Origin of the sequence: Janthinobacterium kochi (assembly GCF_051380715.1) — a bacterium.
In the GTDB taxonomy this organism is placed as follows: domain Bacteria; phylum Pseudomonadota; class Gammaproteobacteria; order Burkholderiales; family Burkholderiaceae_D; genus Janthinobacterium.
Genome location: NZ_JBNYXO010000007.1, coordinates 139,306 through 160,040, shown reverse-complemented (window position 1 = coordinate 160,040; position 20,735 = coordinate 139,306). Strand labels below are relative to the sequence as shown.

At 61.5% G+C, this 20,735-nt stretch carries 19 protein-coding genes; 12 read left to right on the top strand and 7 right to left on the bottom strand.

The window, feature by feature from the left end; all coding sequences use genetic code 11:
* Positions 1–10: 10 nt before the first annotated feature.
* From thiS to ACQ4WL_RS17120, 7 genes are all read left to right on the top strand, one after another.
* Positions 11–214 carry a sulfur carrier protein ThiS gene (thiS, locus tag ACQ4WL_RS17150; protein ID WP_070222852.1) on the top strand — a complete coding sequence of 68 codons (204 nt, stop codon included), beginning with the start codon at positions 11–13 and terminating at the stop codon, positions 212–214.
* A gap of 15 nt (positions 215–229) precedes the next feature.
* Positions 230–1,024: a thiazole synthase gene (locus ACQ4WL_RS17145; RefSeq protein ID WP_436510818.1), complete on the top strand. Its 795-nt coding sequence runs from the start codon at positions 230–232 to the stop codon at positions 1,022–1,024.
* Entirely contained in the window at positions 1,024–1,788 is a 765-nt protein-coding gene (gene thiD / locus ACQ4WL_RS17140; RefSeq protein WP_436510916.1) for a bifunctional hydroxymethylpyrimidine kinase/phosphomethylpyrimidine kinase, read from the top strand. Before ACQ4WL_RS17145 ends, thiD begins: the two co-directional genes overlap by 1 nt.
* Positions 1,789–1,798: 10 nt before the next feature.
* A complete protein-coding gene (gene thiE, locus ACQ4WL_RS17135; RefSeq protein ID WP_436510817.1) occupies positions 1,799–2,443 on the top strand; it encodes a thiamine phosphate synthase in 645 nt (214 codons plus the stop codon).
* A gap of 46 nt (positions 2,444–2,489) precedes the next feature.
* On the top strand, positions 2,490–3,122 hold the full coding sequence (locus ACQ4WL_RS17130) for an ANTAR domain-containing response regulator (RefSeq protein WP_436510816.1): 633 nt from the start codon (positions 2,490–2,492) through the stop codon (positions 3,120–3,122).
* A gap of 101 nt (positions 3,123–3,223) precedes the next feature.
* Entirely contained in the window at positions 3,224–4,330 is a 1,107-nt protein-coding gene (locus tag ACQ4WL_RS17125; RefSeq protein WP_102120082.1) for an S-(hydroxymethyl)glutathione dehydrogenase/class III alcohol dehydrogenase, read from the top strand.
* A gap of 190 nt (positions 4,331–4,520) precedes the next feature.
* Entirely contained in the window at positions 4,521–5,375 is an 855-nt protein-coding gene (locus ACQ4WL_RS17120; protein ID WP_436510815.1) for a hypothetical protein, read from the top strand.
* Here the strand turns inward: ACQ4WL_RS17120 and ACQ4WL_RS17115 are convergent.
* Positions 5,372–5,647 carry a hypothetical protein gene (locus ACQ4WL_RS17115; RefSeq protein WP_436510814.1) on the bottom strand — a complete coding sequence of 92 codons (276 nt, stop codon included), beginning with the start codon at positions 5,645–5,647 and terminating at the stop codon, positions 5,372–5,374. The genes ACQ4WL_RS17120 and ACQ4WL_RS17115 overlap by 4 nt on opposite strands.
* Positions 5,648–5,756: 109 nt before the next feature.
* On the opposite strand from ACQ4WL_RS17115, the gene ACQ4WL_RS17110 reads away from it, so the two are divergent.
* Positions 5,757–8,066, top strand: coding sequence for a UvrD-helicase domain-containing protein (locus tag ACQ4WL_RS17110; protein ID WP_133988657.1), 2,310 nt, complete (start codon positions 5,757–5,759; stop codon positions 8,064–8,066).
* Positions 8,067–8,239: 173 nt separating this feature from the next.
* Here ACQ4WL_RS17110 and ACQ4WL_RS17105 read toward each other — a convergent pair whose 3' ends face one another.
* The 3 genes from ACQ4WL_RS17105 to ACQ4WL_RS17095 form a co-directional block, all read right to left on the bottom strand.
* Entirely contained in the window at positions 8,240–9,031 is a 792-nt protein-coding gene (locus ACQ4WL_RS17105; protein ID WP_436510813.1) for a BPSS1780 family membrane protein, read from the bottom strand.
* Between the two features lie 2 nt (positions 9,032–9,033).
* A complete protein-coding gene (locus ACQ4WL_RS17100; RefSeq protein WP_436510812.1) occupies positions 9,034–9,990 on the bottom strand; it encodes a homoserine kinase in 957 nt (318 codons plus the stop codon).
* A gap of 83 nt (positions 9,991–10,073) precedes the next feature.
* On the bottom strand, positions 10,074–10,469 hold the full coding sequence (locus tag ACQ4WL_RS17095; RefSeq protein WP_436510811.1) for a hypothetical protein: 396 nt from the start codon (positions 10,467–10,469) through the stop codon (positions 10,074–10,076).
* A 303-nt stretch (positions 10,470–10,772) separates the two neighbouring features.
* Between ACQ4WL_RS17095 and polA the strand changes: the two genes are divergently transcribed.
* The 4 genes from polA (at position 10,773) to ACQ4WL_RS17075 (ending at position 17,458) form a co-directional block, all read left to right on the top strand.
* Positions 10,773–13,523 carry a DNA polymerase I gene (gene polA / locus ACQ4WL_RS17090; RefSeq protein ID WP_436510810.1) on the top strand — a complete coding sequence of 917 codons (2,751 nt, stop codon included), beginning with the start codon at positions 10,773–10,775 and terminating at the stop codon, positions 13,521–13,523.
* 30 nt (positions 13,524–13,553) lie between these two features.
* Positions 13,554–14,438 (top strand): dienelactone hydrolase family protein, encoded by an 885-nt coding sequence (locus tag ACQ4WL_RS17085; protein ID WP_436510809.1) that lies wholly within the window; start codon positions 13,554–13,556, stop codon positions 14,436–14,438.
* A gap of 247 nt (positions 14,439–14,685) precedes the next feature.
* A complete protein-coding gene (locus ACQ4WL_RS17080; RefSeq protein ID WP_051959370.1) occupies positions 14,686–15,444 on the top strand; it encodes a ZIP family metal transporter in 759 nt (252 codons plus the stop codon).
* 277 nt (positions 15,445–15,721) lie between these two features.
* Entirely contained in the window at positions 15,722–17,458 is a 1,737-nt protein-coding gene (locus tag ACQ4WL_RS17075) for an ABC-F family ATP-binding cassette domain-containing protein (protein ID WP_436510808.1), read from the top strand.
* Between the two features lie 86 nt (positions 17,459–17,544).
* Here ACQ4WL_RS17075 and ACQ4WL_RS17070 read toward each other — a convergent pair whose 3' ends face one another.
* Genes ACQ4WL_RS17070 through ACQ4WL_RS17060 form a run of 3 tightly spaced genes read right to left on the bottom strand, consistent with a single transcriptional unit; the run spans position 17,545 to position 20,489 of the window.
* A complete protein-coding gene (locus tag ACQ4WL_RS17070; RefSeq protein ID WP_436510807.1) occupies positions 17,545–18,396 on the bottom strand; it encodes a sulfurtransferase in 852 nt (283 codons plus the stop codon).
* A gap of 13 nt (positions 18,397–18,409) precedes the next feature.
* Positions 18,410–19,333 carry a DMT family transporter gene (locus tag ACQ4WL_RS17065; RefSeq protein ID WP_436510806.1) on the bottom strand — a complete coding sequence of 308 codons (924 nt, stop codon included), beginning with the start codon at positions 19,331–19,333 and terminating at the stop codon, positions 18,410–18,412.
* 55 nt (positions 19,334–19,388) lie between these two features.
* A complete protein-coding gene (locus ACQ4WL_RS17060; protein WP_101483854.1) occupies positions 19,389–20,489 on the bottom strand; it encodes an aromatic ring-hydroxylating oxygenase subunit alpha in 1,101 nt (366 codons plus the stop codon).
* Between the last annotated feature and the right edge of the window lie 246 nt (positions 20,490–20,735).

Genomic DNA, 20,735 nt, shown 5'->3' with positions numbered 1-20,735 from the left:
GATGCCTGCATTGATATCCATCACGCTCAACGGCGCGCCGCATCAGGTGCCGCCGGGGCAAACCCTGGACCAACTGATCGCCGCGCTGTCGCTGGAAAACCAGGCGCTGGCGCTGGCCGTCAACCGCAACGTCGTGCCGCGCAAGGCGTGGCCGGGACAGGTCTTGCAGACGCAAGACCAAGTGGAAATAGTCCGCGCCATCGGCGGCGGCTAGACTAAGGAAAAAGCAATGACAAGTAATAACAACGACGACCTGCTGACCATCGCAGGCAAGCAATATCAATCGCGCCTGCTGGTGGGCAGCGGCAAGTACAAGGATTTGCCGCAGACGCGCGAAGCGACGGACGCGGCCGAGGCGCAAATCATCACGGTGGCGATACGCCGCGTCAATATCGGCCAGGACCCGAACGCGCCCAGCCTGCTCGACTTCGTGCCGCCGGACCAGTACACGATTTTGCCCAACACGGCCGGCTGCTACAACGCGAAGGACGCCGTCTACACGCTGCAACTGGCGCGCGAGCTCTTGGGTGGACGCAATCTGGTCAAACTCGAAGTGCTGGGCGACGAAAAGACCCTGTTCCCGCACATGCCGGAAACCCTGATTGCGGCCGAAGCGCTGGTCAAGGATGGTTTTGACGTGATGGTCTACTGCAGCGACGACCCCATCCAGGCGAAGATTTTGGAAGACATCGGTTGCGTGGCCGTCATGCCGTTGGCATCCCTGATCGGCTCGGGCATGGGCATCTTGAATCCGTGGAATTTGTCGCTGATCATAGCCCAGGCGAAAGTGCCGGTGCTCGTCGATGCTGGCGTGGGCACGGCGTCGGACGCGGCCATTGCCATGGAACTCGGCTGCGATGGCGTGCTGATGAACACGGCGATTGCCGGCGCGCGCGACCCCGTGCGCATGGCGCATGCGATGAAGCTGGCCGTGCGGGCCGGGCGTGTAGCGTTTCTGGCGGGGCGCATGCCGCGCAAATTTGCCGCCTCGCCGTCGTCGCCGATGGCGGGCCGCCTGGCGTGATGATGCAACGGCGTCCCACCGTGTTGGTGTTTGCCGGCCTCGACCCGTCGGGTGGCGCTGGCCTGGCCGCCGATATTGTGGCCATTGCGGCGCAGGGCGCGCATGCCTTGCCCGTCATCACGGCGCTGACGGTGCAGGACAACGACCGCGTGTTTGCTGTCGAACCGGTGGCGCCGGAATTGCTGCGCCGGCAGGCGCAGGCGCTGATAGCCAAGATGGCGATTCACGCCGTGAAAATCGGCATTCCCGGCAGTGCCGCGAATGCGGCCGTCATTGCGCAACTGATCGCGCAATTGCGGCTGGCCCACCCAGGCTTGCCTGTCGTTCTCGACCCTGTGCTGGCCAGCGGCCATGGCGACGTGCTCAGCCGGGACGATGCCGTGTTGGCGCTGGCGCCCTTGTTGCCGGTGACGACCGTGATCGTGCCGAACGGGCCGGAAGCGCTGGGCCTCGGCGGCGAAGAACACTTGCTGGCGCAAGGCTGCAAGAACGTGCTGGTGACGGGCGGGCATGGCGAAGGCGAGGCGATTATCAACCGCTGTTTTGACGACGCTGGCGGCGAGCGCGAGTGGCGCTGGCCCCGTCTTCCCGGCGAATTCCACGGCAGCGGCTGCACTCTGGCTTCCGCCATCGCGGCGCGTCTGGCGCAAGGCGTGTCGATGCAAGATGCGCTGGATATGGCGCAAGCCTATTGCCATGCGGCCCTGGCCGGCGCGTATGCGATTGCGCCAGGTCAGCTGATACCGCAACGATTCAATGACTAAGGAAAACATCATGCGTGGACTGTACCTGGTCACCCCCAACTGGGATGACACCGGCCGCCTGCTCGACGTGAGCGAGCAAGCCTTGCAGCAAGGCGTGGCCCTGCTGCAATACCGCCACAAGAGCGCCGATGCGCAGCAACGGCACGAGCAGGCGGGCGCCTTGCTGGCGCTGGCCCGCAAGTATGGCGTGCCTTTCATCATCAACGATTTTATCGAGCTGTGCGAAGAGCTCGACGCCGATGGCGTGCATGTGGGCGGCACGGACGCTTCCGTGGCGCAGGCGCGCGCGCGCCTGGGCAAGGACAAAATCGTCGGCGCTTCCTGCTATGGCGAGATGGCCTTGGCACGGACGGCCGAGGCCGGCGGCGCCAGCTACGTGGCCTTCGGCGGCTTTTATCCGTCGCTGGTGAAAAAGTACCCGGTGACGACGCCCCTCGATATCGTGTTGCAAGCCAAACGCGAGATCGTCTTGCCGTGCGTGGTGATCGGCGGCATGACGCCGGAAAACGCCGCGCCGCTGGTGGCGCGCGGCGCCGACATGGTGGCGGCCATCACTAGCGTCTATCAAGCGGAAGATATAGATATTGCAGTGCAGCAATTCAATCAATTGTTTGCGGCATGCGCACGGGAATGGAAGGCTGATTTGGGCGACTAATCGGCATATAATAAGAACATCATTCATTACCGAGGTCCCTTTACCCATGAGTCAGCCAGCCGCCGCGAAACGCCTTATCCTGATCGTTGACGATGACCAGCTCCTGTTGGAATTCCTCGGCGAAATCCTGCGCCATGCCGGCTACGAGACGGCCCTGGCCCATTCGGCCGAAGTGGCGCTGCAAATGGTCGCCCAGCGCGAGCCGGACCTGGCCTTGCTCGACATCCACATGCCGGGCATGTCCGGTCTGGAATTGGCCAAGCGCCTGCATGGCGAGACGGGCGTGCCGTTCATGTTCCTGTCCGGCAGTGGCGACAGCGAATCGGGCAAGCAGGCGGCTGCTTACGGCGCCGTCGGCTACGTGGTGAAACCTGTCGATGAAGGCCGCTTGATGCCCGCCTTCGAAGCGGGCCTGGCGCGCGCCGATGAAATCCGCCAACTGCGGCGCACCGAGCTGAACCTGAACGCGGCGCTGGCCGCCGGGCGCGAAACCAGCCTGGCCGTCGGATTGCTGATGGGCAAGTTCCAGACGGACCGCAACACGGCGTTTGAAGTACTGCGCGACCATGCCCGCTCCAGCCGCCGCAAGATCAATGAAATCGCCAGCCAGCTGCTGCTGGCCGAGGAAACCCTGAACGGCTTGCACGGTGCGTTCTTGAATCGGGCGAAAACCAAGTAAGTGTTTCCCTCGCGCCCGCTTGGCCGCCTTGTTATGATGTGGCGATACGGCGCGCTGGCGCGCCTGGTTCAACCATACATAGCACACACCACAGGACACACATGAAAACCAAAGCAGCGATTGCATGGAAGGCGGGCGCGCCTTTGACCATCGAGGAAGTCGACCTGGCCGGCCCGCGCGAGGGCGAGGTACTGGTCGAGATCAAGGCCACGGGAATTTGCCATACCGATTACTACACCCTCTCGGGCGCCGATCCGGAAGGCATCTTCCCGTCCATCCTCGGCCATGAAGGCGCCGGCATTGTCGTCGACGTGGGCCCGGGCGTGAAAAGCCTGAAAAAGGATGACCACGTCATCCCCCTGTACACGCCGGAATGCCGCCAGTGCAAATTCTGCCTGTCGCAAAAGACGAACCTGTGCCAGTCGATCCGCTCGACCCAGGGCCGCGGCCTGATGCCGGACGCGACGTCGCGCTTTTCCATCGACGGCAAGCCCATCTTCCACTACATGGGCACGTCCACCTTTTCCAATTACATCGTCGTGCCGGAAATCGCCCTGGCGAAAATCCGCGAAGATGCGCCCTTCGATAAAGTCTGCTACATCGGTTGCGGCGTGACGACGGGCGTGGGCGCCGTGCTGTTTACGGCCAAGGTCGAGGCGGGCGCGAACGTGGTGGTGTTCGGCCTGGGCGGCATCGGCTTGAACGTGATCCAGGCAGCGAAGATGGTCGGCGCCGACAAGATCATCGGCGTGGACATCAACCCGGCGCGCCAGGCCATCGCGCGCAAGTTCGGCATGACGCATTTCGTCAACGCCAACGAGGTGGACAACGTGGTCGACACCATCGTGCAGCTGACGGACGGCGGCGCCGATTATTCGTTCGAATGCATCGGCAACACCACCACCATGCGCCAGTCGCTCGAGTGCTGCCACAAGGGCTGGGGCCAGTCCATCATCATCGGCGTGGCGGCAGCCGGCCAGGAAATCTCCACCCGTCCGTTCCAACTGGTGACGGGGCGCGTATGGAAAGGTTCCGCTTTCGGCGGCGCACGGGGTCGCACGGACGTGCCGAAGATCGTCGACTGGTATATGGAAGGCAAGCTCAATATCGACGACCTGATCACGCACCGTTTGAAACTGGACGATATCAACCAGGGCTTCGACTTGATGAAGAGCGGCGAATCGATCCGCTCCGTCGTGCTGTATTAATTCATTGATTTACGCCGTACCACGGCGTTTTTGCGGAGGCTGCGGCCTCCGTTTTTTTTTGCCCGGCGTGCCATCCATCGTCCGTGTCTGCCGTCCAGGCAGGTTTTTTTGCAGCCTGTCGCACCAGGCTGGAGCCGTGAGCCATCCGCCGCTACAGTCAATGCTCCACTACTTTTGCGACGAGGCAGCCATGTCCACTTCCTATCGTTTGATCCTCATCTTGGCCGGTATCTTGCTTGGCGGCAGCGCGCTGGCCGTGCAGCCGCCGCAGCCGCCTGCGCCACCTGCCGCGCCTGCCGCACCCAGCGTGCAGGTCAGCCGTTCGCTCGACAAGGGCGAAAGCTATGCGCTGGTCGATGGCGCCAGGGATAGCGAGGGCGTCATCGTCGTCGACAGCGATATTCACTCGCAGCAGGTGGAAAAGCTCAAGCGCTCGATCAAGGGGCCGTTCCTGTGGTTCCGCGACCAGGGGCAGGCCTACGTGCTGCAGGATGCTGCCTTGCTGGGCAAGGTGCGCGCGGCATGGCAGCCTTCGAAACAGATCGGCAAGGAGATGACTGCGCTCGGCGAGCAAATGGATGCGCATGGCAAGGCCATGGGCGAAATGGGCCGCAAGATGGGCGCCCGCAGCCTGGCGAACGGCAGCGCGCGCGAGTCGGAACAGCTGCGCGCGCTGGGCCGCCAGCAGCAGGAGCTGGGCCGCAAGCTCGGTGAGGCCTCGCGCCGCCAGGCGCTGGCGACGAGCGACACGGCGCACCGCGCGGCCGAGCGCGACGTGGAACGCTTGCAGCAGCAGATGGAAGATGCGCAGGAAGACATGGAAGAAATCAACGACCGCATCGCCGATGTGCACGAGCGCGAGGCCGAGAAAGTGGAGCAGATGTCGCGCCAGATGGAGCAGCGCAGCAAGCCGATGGACGCGCTGGGCAGGCAAATGGGCGACCTGGGCCGACAGCAGGAAAAAGTCGTCAAGATCGCCGACAGGGCCACGCGCCAGGTGATTGCCCAGGCGCTCAGCGAAGGCAAGGCAAAATTGGTGCGCTAGACTGGACGCCAGGCGGCGGTCACGGCGCGGTACTGCGCCGGCAACTGCCCCCTGGCCTCGTCCACGCTGGCATACACCTCATCCTGCACCGTGTCCCAGTGCTCATCGCAGCTGAAACGGTAGACTTGCGCCTCGTCGCCGTAGCGGCACACGGCCAGGCCGTGGATGGCGACTGGGGCGGCGCCAGTGTCGGCTGTAACGTGGCCGAACGGCAGGTCGGACCAGGCCCAGGCCAATACGCGGGCGCCGTCGAGGTGAGTGGGTGCTGTCATGGGATACAGGCCGCTGTGTCGGGATGCCGATTGTAGCGCGCGCAGGGGAAACTGGCGCGACCGCTGGACAAATGCACAGTATTTTTAGCCATGCCGGTATAATCACGGCATGCAAAATCTTCTTCACAACCTCAATCCCGAACAATTGGCTGCCGTCACCTTGCCGGCCCAGCATGCGCTGATCTTGGCTGGCGCCGGTTCGGGCAAGACCCGCGTGCTGACCACCCGCATCGCGTGGCTGATCCAGACCCAGCAGGTATCGCCGCCCGGCATCCTGGCCGTGACCTTTACCAACAAGGCCGCCAAGGAAATGCTCACGCGTCTGTCGGCCATGCTGCCGATCAATACGCGCGGCATGTGGATCGGCACTTTCCACGGCCTGTGCAACCGCTTGCTGCGCACGCACTACCGCGATGCCGCCTTGCCGCAGACCTTCCAGATCCTCGACTCGCAGGATCAGTTGTCCGTGATCAAGCGCTTGTTGAAGGCAAACAATATCGATGATGAGAAATTCCCGCCGAAGACGGTGATGTATTTCATCAACAATGCCAAGGACCAGGGCTTGCGCGCCACGGACGTGGAAGCGTACGACGCGCACGAGCGCAAGATGGTCGAGCTGTACCAGCTGTACGACGACCAGTGCCAGCGCGAAGGCGTGGTCGATTTTGCCGAATTGCTGCTGCGCACGTACGAATTGCTGAGCCGCAACCAGCCGCTGCGTGAGCATTACCAGGCGCGCTTCCGCCACATCCTGGTGGACGAGTTCCAGGATACGAACAACCTGCAATACAACTGGCTCAAGTTGCTGGCTGGCCACGGCAGCCGCGATGGCGGCGCCCTGTTTGCCGTCGGCGACGATGACCAGAGCATTTACGCTTTCCGCGGCGCCAACGTGGGCAATATGAGCGCCTTCGAGCACGAGTTTCAGGTCAAGAATTTGATCAAGCTGGAGCAGAACTATCGCTCGCACGGTCACATCCTCGACAGCGCTAACGTGTTGATTGCGAACAATAGCAAGCGCCTGGGCAAGAATCTGCGCACGGACGCGGGCCATGGCGAGCAGGTGCGCGTGTACGAAGCCAGTTCCGACTTGCAGGAAGCGCAGTGGATTATCGAAGAGGCGAAAAGCCTGATCGCCGATGGCGCTTCGCGCAGTGAAATCGCGATTTTGTACCGCTCGAATGCGCAGTCGCGCGTGATCGAACATGCGCTGTTTTCAGCCAGCATTCCCTATCACGTGTATGGCGGCCAGCGCTACTTCCAGCGCGCCGAGGTCAAGCACGCGATTGCTTATTTGCAATTGATGGACAATCCGCACAACGATTCGGCTTTCTTGCGCGTGGTCAATTTCCCCACGCGGGGCATCGGCATGCGCTCGATCGAGCAATTGCAGGCCGCGTCCGAGCAATACGGCATCTCGCTGTACGCGTCCGTGCCCTATGTGGCGGGCAAGGCGGGCAGCGTGCTGGCCGGCTTCGTGAAATTGATCGAAGGCGTGCGTTTCGAAACGCAGCAATTGTCGCTGCCGGAAATGGTCAGAGTGGTGCTGGAAGCGAGTACCTTGCTGCAGCATTATCAGAATGAAAAGGAAGGCGCCGACCGCATCGAAAACCTGGAGCAGATGGTCAGCGCGGCCAGCCAGTTCGTTTCCGAAGAGGGTTTCGGCCAGGCGGCACCGGCCCATCTGGGGCCTGCCGCCCAGGCGCAGTCGGGCGCGCCCGTCGTCAACCAGGATGGCATCGAGATTTTAGATGCCGACGCCCCGCTGCCGGCCGTGATGTCGCCGCTCTCCGCCTTCCTGTCGCACGCGTCGCTGGAAGCCGGGGATAACCAGGCGCAGGCGGGCCAGGATGCGTTGCAAATGATGACGGTGCACTCGGCCAAGGGCCTGGAATTCGACAATGTGTTCATCACGGGCCTGGAAGAGGGCCTGTTCCCGCACGAAAGCAGCTCGAAGGAAGACAACGGCGTGGAAGAAGAACGCCGGCTGATGTACGTGGCCATCACGCGCGCGCGCAAGCGGCTGTATATGAGCTTCTCGCAGACGCGCATGCTGCATGGCCAGACGCGCTACAACATGAAGTCGCGTTTCTTCGACGAATTGCCGGAAGAAGCGCTGAAATGGCTGTCGCCAAAGGTACAGGCGAACTGGTTCGGCAACCGCAAGTCGGCCTGGGACGAGGCGCCCCGCGTGGCCAGCCTGGGTTCGGACAATGCGATTGCGCAAAAGATCGCGCAAAAAGCCACGGGCGGCGGCTGGCGCATCGGCGAATCGGTGGCGCATGCCAAGTTTGGCGAAGGCGTCATCGTCAATATCGAAGGCGGTGGCGGCAATGCGCGCGCGCAAATCAATTTTGGCCAGCACGGCATGAAGGTGCTGGACCTGGGAATTGCGAAACTGGAACGGCTGGGACGGTGATTTGGTAGGACGTAGGTCGGATTCGTGGCGGAACGCCGCGTAATCCGACGCTGCGAGGCCAACAATGGTGTCGGATTACGCCTTCGGCTAATCCGACCTACGTGTGGCATTGCAAGGCATTCGGCAAAAAGGGCAGCCTGCGCAGGCTGCCCTTTTTTACATCTGACCGGCGATCACTCGCCGGTCTTGTCCAGCGACACCGTCTTGCTCTCATCGACGGGCAGGCCGAAGATCTGGCGGTAGGCGGCGTAGAACGAGCAATGCATGATGATGGTGAGTATCATCGACAGCGGCATCATCAGCTGCATCATCAGCGGCGTGCGGCCAAAGATGACGGCCAGCAACTGACTGGTGACGACGCTGATGGCGAACCACGTGGAGGCGAAGACGATGAAGGCCGACAGCGAACGCCAGACGGCGAAAAAGCTGAAGAACAGCGCCTTGCCCAGGCTGATGCGTTGCCAGTAGATCAGCGGCGCGGCAAAGCAGAATGCCATGGCGGCCGGCACGTACAGCACGATGGCCAGCAGGATGCCAAGGCCCAGGCGCGATTCGGGGATCGCGGTGCGCGCGGCTTCTTCCGTCAGTTGCCCCGTGACCAGTTGCCACAGCAAGCCGCCGTCCACCAGGGTCGAGGCGCCGATGGCAACGATGGCCATCAGGATGTACAGCACGCCCAGGCCGAACAGGGCCGGGAAGGCCGGCTTGCGAAAGCCCGAGATCAACAGGCTGGGCAGGACGCGCTTGCCCTGGTCGATATTCAGGCAGCCTTGCACGAAGGCCACGGAAAACACGGGGACCAGGATGACGGGCAGCAACTGGCCGAGCATGGGCACGATGCTGATGGCCAGCATGCAGAACATATAGCCGAGAAACAGCATCGACATGCCGCCAGGTTGCTTGCGAAACAGGGCGAAGCCTTGTTTCACCCATTGCCAACCTGTACTTGCAGGTAATTTTTCCATGTTTAAAACAGTTCCGGAGCAGGTGTGGCGATACGTTCGCGCAGAATGCGTTCGAAATGCGCCGGATCGTGCGGGGTCAGCATTTCCGCTTCGCGCGGCTGGTAAAAATCGTACAGGCGCGATAGCCAGAAGCGCAGCGCGGCGGCGCGCAGCATTGCTTGCCATGCCGTTTGTTCTTCGTGCGTGAACGGGCGCACGGCCCGGTAGGCGTCGAGCAGGGCGCGCACGCGCGCCCTATCGAGCACGCCCGTGGCCAGGTCCACGCACCAATCGTTGACGGTGACGGCGACATCGAACAGCCAGGTGTCGCAGCCGGCAAAGTAAAAGTCGAAAAAGCCCGTCAGTTGCTCGCCGTCAAACATGACATTGTTGCGGAACAGGTCGGCATGCACGGGACCGCGCGGGATGGCTTTATAGGTATCGCAGGCAGCAAAGGCATCCTGGAAATGGATTTCAGCGCGCAGCAAATGCGCCTTGGCATCGTCGAGGTGGTGCAAGACCAGCGGCGTGGTAGCGTTCCACCACTGCAGTCCGCGCAAATTCGGCTGCTGCAGGGGGAAGTCCTGCGCCGCCAGGTGCATCTTCGCCAGCATGGCGCCGACGGCTGCGCAATGCACTGCTTGCGGCGCCATTTGCGAGCTGCCGTCGAGTTTGCTGACGATGGCGGCAGGCTTGCCTCGCAAGGCCGTCACCAGTTCGCCATCGGCATTGGCGATCGGCGCGGGCACCAGCACGCCCCGGTCTGCCAAATGACGCATCAGTTGCAGATAAAACGGCAATTGCTCGAAGCTGAGATTCTCAAAGATCGTCAGCACATACTCGCCGCGCTCCGTGCTCAGGAAGAAATTGCTGTTTTCGATGCCGGACGCGATGCCCTTGAGCGCCAGAGGTTTGCCGAGTGGAAACTGCGTGAGCCACTGGCCGATATCGTCCAGGTGTAGCGCGGTAAAAACAGCCATGGGAAAGAGAGGAATGGTCTAAAAGGTCAAAAAAATCCGGCCGCCCCGCAGGTGGCCGGGGCAGGGCAGAAGAGAGTGGCTGCTTACTTCGTTGCTGCGGGCGGTGCTGGCGCGTCCGCTGCCTCTTCGTCGCGTTGTTTCTGTTTTTTCTTGCCCAGATCGAATTCCAGCACTTTCCATTGCGGGCCGCGCAGAGCGTTGCCGTTGGCCTGGTCGGCGCCGGCGGCCGGCTTCATGTAATAGGTGCTGCCGCCGCTGGTGACTTTCACTTCGGACGTCACGCCCGCTTCGCGTTTCTCGGTAATCTGCTGCTTGGCGGCGGCCGGTGCCACGGTGATGGGCGCTTCGCCCATATCCTCGATACGTTCGAGTTGTGGCGGTGCTTCGCTCGGTTTGGCCGGCGTCTGGGCGCTGGCAAGGGCCGAACCTGCCAGCAGGGGCAGGGCGAGGAATGTCCAGAGTGTCGATGTACGCATCATGATGGGTTCGCTTCCATGTGTGGGACTGCAGCGCGTGCAGTGGTGTAATGCCGTCAATTTATCTATAAGGCATTGTAACAAACTGGTAGGCAATGCTGTTTAATACGGCCGATTAAATGCGCCGAAATGGCCCGCAGCGGCAGCCCGCGCACCCGCACAGGGCCGCTAGGGCGGTAAAAACGCCGGGAACGGCACGCGTTGCGGCCGGTGGCGCGGGCCTAAACTCTGCGATAATTGGGCGATATTTCACCCGTCTGCCGCTCTTTCCCCGGCTGGCGCGGCTCACCTTATTTTATTGGCATTATGCAAAACACCCTGCTGTTAGTCGACGGTTCCAGTTATCTTTATCGTGCCTTCCATGCGCTGCCCGACCTGCGCAGCCCGGACGGCTATCCCACGGGCGCCATGCACGGCATGGTCAACATGCTGCGCCGCCTGCGCGCCGATTACCCGGCCGCCTACATCGCCTGCGTGTTCGATGCCAAGGGTAAGACTTTCCGCGATGATATGTATCCTGAGTACAAGGCCACGCGCGCCTCGATGCCGGACGACCTGCGTTTGCAGATCGAACCGATCCACGAAGCCGTGCGCGCCATGGGCTGGCCCATCCTGATGGTCGACGGCGTGGAAGCCGATGACGTGATCGGCACCCTGGCCGTGCAGGCGGCCGGCGCCGGCATGAACGTGGTGGTCTCGACGGGCGACAAGGACCTGGCGCAGCTGGTCAACAGCCAGGTAACCCTGATCAATACCATGAGCAATGAAAAGCTCGACGAAGCGGCCGTGCTGGCCAAGTTCGGCGTGCCGCCGAACCGCATCATCGATTATCTGTCACTGATCGGCGATACGGTCGACAACGTGCCGGGCGTATCGAAATGCGGCCCGAAGACGGCCGTCAAGTGGCTGACCTTGTACGACAGCCTGGAAGGCGTGATGCAAAACGCTGCCAAGGTGGGCGGCGCCGTGGGTGAACACCTGCGCACGGCCCTGCCATGGCTGCCGCAGGCGCGCGCCTTGATCACCGTCAAGACCGATTGCGATTTGTCTGGCCACATGACAACGATTTCCGATTCGCTGGTGGCGAAACACGAAGACAAGGAAGCGCTGCTGGCCTTCTTCAACCGCTATGGCTTCAAGGCCCTGCTGCGCGAACTGGGCGCCACGCCGCCACCGATGTCGCCAGTCGGCGCACCGGTAGCCACGACGAACACCACAGGCGACATGTTTGCCGATGCTGCCCCGGCGATGGAAGCCGTGTATGAAACCGTGCTGACGGATGAGCAGCTGGACAAATGGCTGGCCCTGATCGATGCGGCGTCGCTGACGGCTGTCGACACGGAAACCACGTCGCTCGAACCGATGACGGCGCAAATGGTCGGCATTTCCCTGTCGGTCGCCGAGCACGCCGCCTGTTACATCCCGCTGGCCCATGATTACGCGGGTGCGCCGGATCAGTTGACGCGCGAACACGTGCTGGCGAAGTTGCGCCCGTGGCTGGAAGATGCAAACAAGCCCAAGCTTGGGCAGAATCTGAAGTACGATAGCCACATCTTCGCCAACCATGGCGTGATTCTGCGCGGCATCGCCCACGATACCCTGCTCGAATCATATGTGTTCGAATCGCACAAGAAACACGACATGGACAGCCTGGCCCTGCGTCACCTGAACTACACGACGATCCCCTTCGAGGACGTGTGCGGCAAGGGCGCCAAGCAGATCACGTTCAATCAGGTCGAGGTAGAGCAGGCAGCGAAATACGCGGCCGAGGATGCCGACGTGACCTTGCGTTTGCACAATGCCATGTGGGGCAACGTGGCCAACGATGAAAAACTCACCTTCATCTATGAAAAGATCGAGCTGCCGACGGCCGTGGTCTTGCAAAAGATCGAGCGCAATGGCGTGCTGATCGACGATGAATTGCTCAACATCCAGTCGGCAGAGCTGGCCGTGAAAATTTTAGAACTGGAAAAGAAGGCGTATGAACTGGCCGAACAGCCGTTCAACCTGGGTTCGCCCAAGCAAATTGGCGAAATCTTCTTTGAAAAGCTGAAACTGCCGGTGATCAAGAAAACCCCGACCGGTGCTCCCTCGACGGATGAAGAAGTGCTGCAAAAGCTGGCCGAGGATTATCCGTTGCCCAAAGTGCTGCTCGAATACCGTGGCATGGCCAAGCTGAAATCGACGTATACGGATAAATTGCCGAAGATGATCAACGTCAGCACGGGCCGCGTGCATACGAACTATGCGCAAGCCGTGGCCGTGACGGGGCGTTTGGCGTCGAATGACCCGAACTTGCAAAATATTCCCATCCGCAGCGCGGAAGGCCGCCGCATCCGCGAAGCGTTCATTGCCCCGCCGGGCAGCAGCATCGTCTCGGCCGACTATTCGCAGATCGAATTGCGCATCATGGCGCATATCTCGGGCGACGAAGCCATGCTGCGCGCATTTGCCGACGGCATCGACATTCACCGCGCCACGGCGGCCGAAATCTTCGGCGTGCCGGCCGCGGAAGTGCAGAGCGAGCAACGCCGCTACGCAAAAGTCATCAACTTCGGTTTGATCTACGGCATGAGCGCGTTTGGCCTGGCCGGTAACCTGGGCGTGGACCGCACGGCCGCGCAAAGCTATATCGACCGCTACTTCGCGCGTTTTTCCGGCGTGAAACAGTACATGGAAGACACGCGCCAACAAGCCAAGGCGCGCGGCTACGTGGAAACCGTGTTCGGCCGCCGTCTGTGGCTGCCGGAAATCAATTCGCCGAACGGCCCGCGCCGCCAGGGCGCGGAACGGGCGGCGATCAACGCACCGATGCAAGGCACGGCCGCCGACCTGATCAAGCTGGCCATGATCGCCGTGCAAGGCTGGCTGGAAACGGACAATTTGCAAACGAAGATGATCATGCAGGTGCACGATGAACTGGTGCTGGAAGTGCCAGACGCGGAACTGGAACTGGTCAAGCGCAAGCTGCCGGAGCTGATGGCCGGCGTGGCCGAGCTGAAGGTGCCGCTGACGGCTGAGGTAGGTATCGGTAAAAACTGGGACGAAGCGCACTAAATTTAAACGCAATATTTTCAGGAGAAACGCATGAGCAACATGATCACCGATTGTGAAAGTTTGCTGGGCCAGAGCAGCATGTCCGGTTTGGACGGCCGGCGTGGTTTCCTGAAGGTGGCGCTGGGAACGGGCTTTGCCGTGGCCGTGTTGCCCGTGGCGGCGCAAAACGTCATCAAGACTGATTCCACCGGACTCGTCACTGGCAGCATGTCGGTGATGGTCGATGGCCAGGCCGTGCCCGTGTATGCGGCCCAGCCGGAAGGCAAGACGGGTCTGCCCGTGGTACTGGTCATTTCGGAAATCTTTGGCGTGCATGAACATATCGCCGACATGGCGCGCCGCTTCGCCAAACAGGGCTATCTGGCGCTGGCGCCCGATCTGTTCGTGCGCCAGGGCGATCCCACCAAGGTCAGCAGTATTCCGGAACTCATGAAAGGCATCATCGCCAAGACGCCGGATGCGCAAGTGATGACGGACCTCGACGCTGTTGTTGCATGGGCAAAACAGAATGGCGGCGACACAAGCCGCCTGGGCATCACGGGCTTTTGCTGGGGCGGGCGCATCACCTGGCTGTACGCGGCGCACAATCCGGCCGTCAAGGCAGGCGTGGCCTGGTATGGCCGCCTGGTGGGCGAACCGACTCCCTTGCAGCCGAGCAACCCCATCGATATCGCCGCCAGCTTGAAAGTCCCCGTGCTGGGCTTGTATGGTGGCAAGGATACGGGCATCAGCCAGGAATCGATCGCCAAGATGAAAGATGCGCTGGGCAAGGGCGGCAAGCAATCCGAGTTTGTCGTGTATCCCGATGCGGGCCACGCCTTCAATGCCGATTACCGCCCCAGCTATGTGGCGTCCGATGCGAAAGACGGTTACGCGCGCTGCCTGGCCTGGTTCAAGCAGCACGGCGTAGCGTGATGTCGCAACAGCAAAATACCTGAATTTTCCAGAAGTTGAACTGAAAGGCGTACCGGGCTGTAAAATGCCCGCTGCGCGCCAATGCAGTACAATTGCATCTTCATCGCGCTACGCTGCCGCCAGACGCGCAAAAAATTAAATAATAGATAACAACGAATTCATCAGGCCAGACGCCAGCATCGCGGGCGCCAGTGACCCGGCGCCATTTTGAGGTAAGAAAATCATCGATCCCGTCCTTATATCCATTTTGCTCGCGACCACGATCGCGGGCGTGTTGAGCATTACCGCGGCGGCGATCTTTTCGTTTGCATTCCTCTCCAAAGTGGTCGAGCGCATGGTCAGCTTGTCCGTCGGCATCATGCTGTCGACGTCCCTGCTGCACGCCTTGCCCGAAGCGTTCGAGTCGCAGGCCGATCCGCGCAGCCTGTTCGCCACCCTGCTGGCGGGCTTGCTGGCCTTTTTCATGCTGGAAAAATTCGCGATTTTGCGCCATTCGCACCACCATGAAGGCGATGGCCACCACCATGCGCACGGCCACGACAAGCATGAGGCGGGCAAGGCTGGCTGGATGATCCTGGTCGGCGATGGCATGCACAACTTTACGGACGGCATTCTGATCGCCGCCGCGTTCCTGGCCGACCCGAAGCTGGGCCTGGTCACGGGCCTGGCCATCATCGCGCATGAAATCCCGCAGGAAATCGGCGATTTCATCGTGTTGCTCAATGCGGGCTTCTCACGCCTGCGCGCCTACATCTTCAATCTGCTGTGCAGCCTGATGGCGGTGGCCGGTGGCTTGCTCGGCTATTTCACCCTGGACCGCGCCAGCAACCTGATTCCTTACGTGCTCGTGTTTGCCTCGTCCGGCTTCATCTATATTGCCTTGAGCGACCTGATGCCGCAGATGCAGCGCCGCGCCACCTTGCGCGAAACCATCCCGCAAGTGCTCTTGATCGCGCTGGGCGTGTGCATCGTGCTGTTTTTGACGCATAAGCGCCACGGCGGTTGATGCCTGGCGCTGCCGGGTGTAGTATTGCCTTTCTGACTAACTTGCACAGAAAGGAGGAAAATATAATGGAAGAAAACTTGTTGCTCGCCTTGTGGCGCGCACGCTCTTTAAGCGCATTTGCCAGCTCTTGCCCACGTTCTATCGCGCTGCGATAACCTGGTCAGAGCAAAGCCACCCTCCTGAATAGAGTTTTTCTCTAGAGTCCTTTCTCGGCTCACGGTTTTCGTTAGCGCTCCTGTTAACGCGGATGCTTGCATCCCGAACAAAGACAAGAGCCATGACTACCCTTATCTCTACCCAAGCTTTACAGCTGGATACCCACGACGGTTTCCTCTTCAATGAACTCGCCTTTACCTTGCGCCAGGGCGACCGCATCGGCTTGATCGGCCACAATGGCTGCGGCAAATCCACCTTGCTGGGCTTGCTCAGCGGCAGGCGGGAAGCCACCTCCGGCACCATCCATGTCGCCCGTGCCTGCCGCTTGCAGCACGTGGAACAGCACTTGCCGGCCGAACTTGCCAACCTGAGCCTGTACGACGCCTTGCTGGCGCCCGTGCTGGACCAGCCCGAGCTGCATTGGCGGGTCGACAGCCTGCTGGCCGAGTTAGGCTTCGAGCACGAGACGGCGCACGTGCCCGTGCATTCCTTATCCGGCGGCCAGCACACGCGTCTGCTGCTGGGGCGTGCCCTGCTGCAGGAGCCGAACGTGCTGCTGCTCGATGAACCGAGCAATCACCTGGACTTGCCGTCCCTGTTGTGGCTGGAGCAATTCCTGCTAGCCTGGCGCGGCGCCTTCATCCTCGTCTCGCACGACCAGCGCCTGCTCGACAACGTGGCCACGCGCAGCTGGATCTTGCGCGATAGCCGCCTCTACGATTTCGACTTGCCGTGCGGTCCCGCGCTGGCAGCGCTGGCCGAAGCCGATATTGCCGCTGCCACCCGCCATGCGGCCGAACAGAAGGAAATCGACCGCCTGGCCGTCAGCAGCACCCGCCTGGCGTTGTGGGGCAAGATTTACGATAACGTCGGCATGGCGCGCAAGGCCAAGAGCATGCAGCGGCGCATCGACAAGCTGCAGGACGAGCAATCGTTCGTCAGCGATGGCGCGCCGTGGTGCTTGCGCTTGCGTGGCAAGGCGCTGGCGGCCGACCAGCTGCTGGCGCTCGATGGGCTGGACGTGCGCGCCGTATCCGCTTCCCCGCTGCTGTTCCAGGTCGGCCAGCTGTGGCTGAAACCGGGCGACAGGGTCGCCTTGCTGGGCGCCAACGGCAGCGGCAAGTCGTCCTTGCTGCGTCTGTGCTGGCAAGCGATCCAGGCACAGGAGGAACGCAGCGACTTGCGTTACCACCACGCGGCCAACATCGCTTACTACGACCAGTCGCTCAGGCAACTGGCCGACGAGGCGGATTTGTCCGACGCCCTGTATCCGTTTGCCGTGCAGAACGAAGCTGCGCGCAGCCAGGTGGCGCGCAAGCAAGCCCTGATTGCGGCTGGTTTCCCGTATGCGCGCCATGGCCAGACGGTGGCCACCCTGAGCGGCGGCGAGCGGGCGCGGCTGCTGTTCCTGGGGTTGTCGCTGGCCAGCTACCACTTGCTGCTGCTGGACGAACCGAGCAACCACCTGGACATGCAGGGCAAGGTGGAACTGGGGCAAGCCTTGCGCGGCTTTGCGGGCGGCTGTCTGTTGGTGTCGCACGACCGTGACCTGATCGAGACGGCCTGCAACCGATACTGGGTGGTGGCCGATGGCCGGCTGGAAGAGTGGCCGGATGCGGCCAGCGCGTATGCACGGCTGAGTCTTGAGGATGGGCCGGCGTCGACATCAGCGCCGCGCGTGCAGCATGCGTCTGCGATACTGACGGACACTGACGTGCAGTTGGAGCGCTTGTGCGAACTGGAGCACTTGCTGGCCGAGGACCTGGCCCGCAAGCCGCGCCACCAGAAGCCGGCCAGCCAGCAGGCGTGGCTGGCGGAACTGGAACAGTTGAATCAAGCGCTGGGGATAACGTCGTAATTTTGGGGTCAGACCCGACGGGGGAATGCATCCCAATGGCATGCATTCCGATTCCGAAGGAACTGACCCCGGATTTTTGCCAACTGTTAATTCCTCGTCGCCACGGGCCGCGCCGGATCGGCGCACCATTCGCTCCACGAACCTGGATACAGGGCCGCGCCAGGCAAGCCGGCCACTTCCAGGGCCAGCAAGTTGTGGCAAGCTGTCACGCCGGAGCCGCATTGCAGGATGGCCGTTTGCGGCGATGCTATCAAGGCGCTGAAGTCGCGCCGCAGTTCGTCGGCGCTTTTAAAACGGCCGTCCGCCTGCAGGTTATCCTTGAAGAAGCGGTTCTTCGCGCCGGGGATATGGCCGCCCACGGGGTCGATGGTTTCGTTTTCGCCGCGATAACGGTCGGGGGCGCGCGCGTCGATGACGGTCAACGCTTGTGTTTCCAGGTTGGCGACGACGTCCTGCACGCTGACCATGCGCGTCAGGCTGGCTTTTTCCGTGAGCTTGCCCGCTGCGCGGGGTGCCACGGGCGTGACCAGCGGCAAACCTTGCGCCTGCCAGGCAGCCAGGCCGCCGTCCAGCACGGCGACGGCTGGATGGCCGATCCAGCGCAGCAGCCACCACAGGCGGGCGGCGAACATGCCGCCTTGCCCGTCATAGGCGATGACTTGCGTGTCGCCATGGATGCCCCAGCCGCGCAAGGTGGCCAGCAGGGCGTTGCGCTCGGGCAAGGGATGGCGGCCCGTAAAGTCTGCGCCGCGCGCCGTCTTGGGACCGGACAGGGCCGTGTCGATATCGGCAAACTGCGCGTTCTGGATGTGGCCGGCGGCGAATGCATCGCTGCCGGCTGTCGGGTTGAGCAAGTCGTGGCGGCAATCGAGGATGACCCAGTTGCTGTCGTTCAGGTGGCTGGCCAGTTCGCTGGCCTGTATCAAGGTGGTGTACATCGGAAACGCTCCTTTACACTTCGCTGGCAATGGGATCCGTGCGCGCAATCGCTGCGCCACGGGCCGTGTTGCGGGTATTGTAATAGGTTGCCGCGATACCGGAGGCGAGGATGATGCCGATGCCGGCCCAGCCATGCCAGTCGAACAGGTCGCCAAAGATCACCACGCCCCAGAAGCTGGAAAAGACGATGCCCGTGTATTGCAAATTGGCAACCACAAGCGTCTTGCCCAGGCGATAGGCGCGCGTCATGGCCATCTGCGCCATGGTTGCGCACAGGCCGATGGCGGCCAGCAAGCCTATGCCGTAGCCGCTGGTGTGCGCGTGCCAGACGACGGGGCCGCCGCCGGCGCTGGCCACATGGCCGATCACACCGGCGAGGAAATTGACGACCGAGAAATAAAACACGACCCGGTATTCGGGTTCGCCCAGCAAGCCCAGTTTGCGCACTTGCAAGTAGGCGAGGGCAGACAGCATGCCGGAAATCAAGGCCGTGATGGCGCCTGCCAGCTGGTCCGTCTCGAACACGGGTTGCAGCAGCAGGGTCACGCCGACAAAGCTCATGGCAATGGCCGCCACCAGCGACCATTCGACCTGCTGCATGCCTTTCCACCAGCCACCCGCCAGCAGGATCACGGCGATCCAGATGGGCGCCATGTAATTGAGCGTCATGGCGGTGGCCAGTGGCAGGATGGCGATGGCATAAAACCACAGCCACAGGGCGATCACGCCCACCACGCCGCGCCACAGATGCTGGCCCGGCATCGTGGTTTTAAAGCTGCCGCCCTGGTACAAAATCGTGCAGCTCATGACGGTCATGCCGATGATGCCACGGTACATGACGATTTCGGAGGTCGAGTACAACTCCGACGCCAGCTTGACGCACACGCCCATGATGGCAAACATGAAACTGGCGAATAACATCCATAGCGATTGCATGAGTAATCCTGGTGATGAAAATGAAAAAGGCCGCGTATTGCGGCCCTTGAGGGAATTACAGTTCGATATTGTTGCGGTACCACTCGTGGAAGTGCTGCATGCCGTCTTCCATGGGCGACTGGTAAGGCCCCACTTCGTTCTCGCCGCGCGCCATCAGTGCCTTGCGGCCGGCATCCATGCGCAGGGCGATTTCATCGTCCTCGACGCAGGTTTCCATGTAGGCAGCCCGTTCCGCTTCGACGAAGTCGCGCTCGAACAGCACGATTTCCTCTGGGTAATAGAACTCCACCACGTTGCGCGTCTTTTGCGGACCGTCGGGCCACAGGGTCGAGACGATCAGCACGTGTGGATACCATTCAACCATGATGTTCGGATACAGCGTCAGCCAGATGGCGCCATATGGTGGCACTTCGCCGCCACGGAATTGCAGCACCTGCTCCTGCCATTTCTTGTAGGCAGGCGAACCGGCCTGCTGCAGGCCGCGGTGCACGCCCACCGTTTGCACGCTGTAATCCTTGCCGAATTCCCAGCGCAGGTCGTCGCAGCTGACGAAGCTGCCCAGACCCGGGTGGAACGGTTCGACGTGGTAATCCTCGAGGTAGACTTCGATGAAAGTCTTCCAGTTGTAGTCGCACTCGTGGATCTCCACGTGGTCGAACATATAGCCGGAAAAATCGAGGTCTTTCGAGACGGACAAATCTTTCAATTTTTCCATCACGTTGTAGCCATTTTGCTCGAACAGCAAGCCATTCCAGCTTTGCAGCGGCGTTTTCGACAGGTTCAGGCACGGCGTCTCGGGGAAGTGCGGCGCGCCGATCAATTCACCCTTGAGGTCGTAGGTCCAGCGGTGCAGCGGGCAGACGATATGGTTCGCATTGCCGCGGCCATTGAACATCAGCGCCTGCCGGTGGCGGCACACGTTGGACAGCACTTCGATGCCATTGGCGTTGCGCACGAGCATACGCCCTTCGTTCTCAGACGCCAGGGTCGCAAAATCGCCGGTTTCCGGCACCATCAGCGCATGCCCGACATAACGCGGGCCGGCTTGGAATAATTGCTGCATTTCACGCTGCAACAGCGTTTCGTCAAAATAGACGTGGACCGGAAGTTGCGCGTTTGAACGCGCCAGCTTGGCGTGAGTAGCCAGATCGGACATCCCAACCCCCCATAAATGTACAACGGTCAGCAGTGCCCCAGGCCTATCCCTGGGCAACCGCTACAGAGAGAAAGAATCCGCAAAGACCTGAATTCAAATTTGTTGAAACGGTATTTCGGACAGAACCGGCGATTATAGCGCGTATCGGCCTCGGCATTATCAAACCCCTCCGGCAAATAGGCTCTTAATGAGAAATATTGTCATTTACCGTGCAATTTCCGGCAGATGGGGGCGATTGCGCTAGAA